Annotated in this window: 2 pseudogenes; both read right to left on the reverse strand. The window is 65.5% G+C overall.

The features are described from left to right. Window positions 1-722, reverse strand: a pseudogene (locus VIW95_RS11115) (PD-(D/E)XK nuclease family protein); the annotation flags it as partial. Window positions 723-837: 115 nt separating this feature from the next. Beyond that, a pseudogene (locus VIW95_RS11120) lies at window positions 838-1931 on the reverse strand (serine hydrolase domain-containing protein). Window positions 1932-1998 lie beyond the last annotated feature (67 nt).

Raw genomic sequence — 1998 nt, forward strand, 5'->3', positions numbered from 1 at the left:
CGCACACCGAGCGCATCCTCGAGCAGCGTTTGAACCGGAGCGTCGCCGGCGGGAATTGTCGCGAGAATCGACGGCGACCGCGCGGCGAGCGCCGCGATAAAGTTGCGGTCAAGCGCGCTGTCCGCGGAAATGTCGAGCAGCAGAACGGGCAGTCCGACGAAGCGCGGCGGCTCGCTCGCGAGCACTGCGCGGGTCGCAACTTTCAGCATCCCGGCGCGGTCGATCAGCCTGGCGTCGGCCAGCTCGGCGTCGAATTGCGCGAGCGTCGCGGCAATCGCCTCGCCCGCGCCGCCGAGCGCGCGCAAGTCGTCAACGGCGACATCGTTCCATCGCAGTTCAATCAACGTCCGCGCGAGCGCGCGCGAGAATCCGGGAAGATTCAGCACCGGTGCGAAATGCTCGAGTGCTCCCGACGGCGCCAGGCGGAAGACCGCGCGCGCGGCGACGGCTTCGGCCGCGAGTCCGTCGGCGGGCGCGAGGCCGGCGTCGGCGAGAACCTCGGCAGCGAGCAATCCTACGAGTCGGTTGAGCGTCAAGCGATGCACCCCGAGCATCGCGCCGCGCGATAGCGCGAAGGCGCGCACCAGGTCGTCGGCTGCCTCCTTGACCGACGCGATCACAAGGATTTCGCTGGCAGATGATTGCGACTCGAGCCACGCGCGCGCGGCCGCGATTCGTTCGCTCGCGCGTGCGGAGATTATGATTTCACGAGAAGCTGGCATCGGCGCGGCGCGAAGCTCTACCGCGCCACAGATCTATCGTGTGCTCCAAGGATCGGAGCTTCAAGGCCCGGGCCGCGTTGTTTCCACAGCGCGGACAACGGTTGTCAGTGCGATCCTACAGACCGAGGTCGTCGTACACCGCGTCGAGGGTGGAGATCATACGAGCGTCGTGGCGATTTTCCTGCGACTCGAGCATCCCGTTGAATACGAGTGTCACCACGACCTTGTTCGAAGGATCGACGAATCCCACCGAGCAAAAGTAGCCGGCGTGACCCCACGTACGCGTCGAGCATCGGTTGCCGAACCACGTCGCGGCGTTGCAGTACTGCTTCGAATCGACCACCACGCCGAGTCCGCGATCGAGCGGATATCCGAACGTGCGATCGCGCATCCCGACCAGGTGCCGCGCCGAAATCGCCTCGACGGTCTGCGGCCGGATGACGTTGCCGCCTCCCGCCAGCATCGCCTCGTAGAACTTCCCGAGATCGTGAATCGGTCCGCGCGCGCTGCCGCCCGGCCGGCATACCGCCAGTGCGTCGACGCTGTCGCTCCAAAATGGGTAGTTGTGCGGAATAGGTTTCATGAGTCCAGTCGAGAAGTGCATCGGCGCGATTCGTTGCTTCGCTGCATACTCGCGATGACGTTCCGGTGGCATGCCCAGCCAGGTGTCGCGCATGCCGAGCGGCTCGAAGATTTCCTCGCGCGCGTATTGCGAGTACGGCCGGCCGTCGATTCGGCGCACGATTTCGGCCAGCGCGTACCATCCCGACGCGACGTGATAGCCCATCCGCTCGCCTGTTATCCAGCCGGGCTCGAGCGGTGCATCGCAAAGCTCGGCGACGATTTTCTCCCATGGGTCGGCCGACCAGGGCCGATCGCGAACGGGAATCCGCCAGTGTGCGTCAGCACGTGGCGAATCGTCACGCGCTCCTTGCCCTTGGCGCCGAACTCGGGGATATGCCGCGCGACGGGATCGTCGAGCTCGAGCTTGCCACGCTCCCACATCTGGGCGATCGCGACTGCGGTGATCGGTTTGATCGACGACATCCAGAGCATCAGCGTGTCGGGCCGCATCGCGACGCCGTCGCGCGCCTCACCGAACGCGAGATCGCCAACCGTCTTACCGTCGCGCGAGACGTAGAGCTGCGCGCCCAGGTGGAAGCGCGCCTTGATTCCGCCTTCGATGACCGCCGCTGCTTTTTCCAGCATTCGTTTATTTAATGTGGAACCCGCGGTGGGTTCCACACCTCCTTCGGCAGGGGTGACCCCTGCACCC

This window comes from Binatus sp. (SeqCode), from assembly GCF_036522015.1.
GTDB lineage: Bacteria > Desulfobacterota > Binatia > Binatales > Binataceae > Binatus.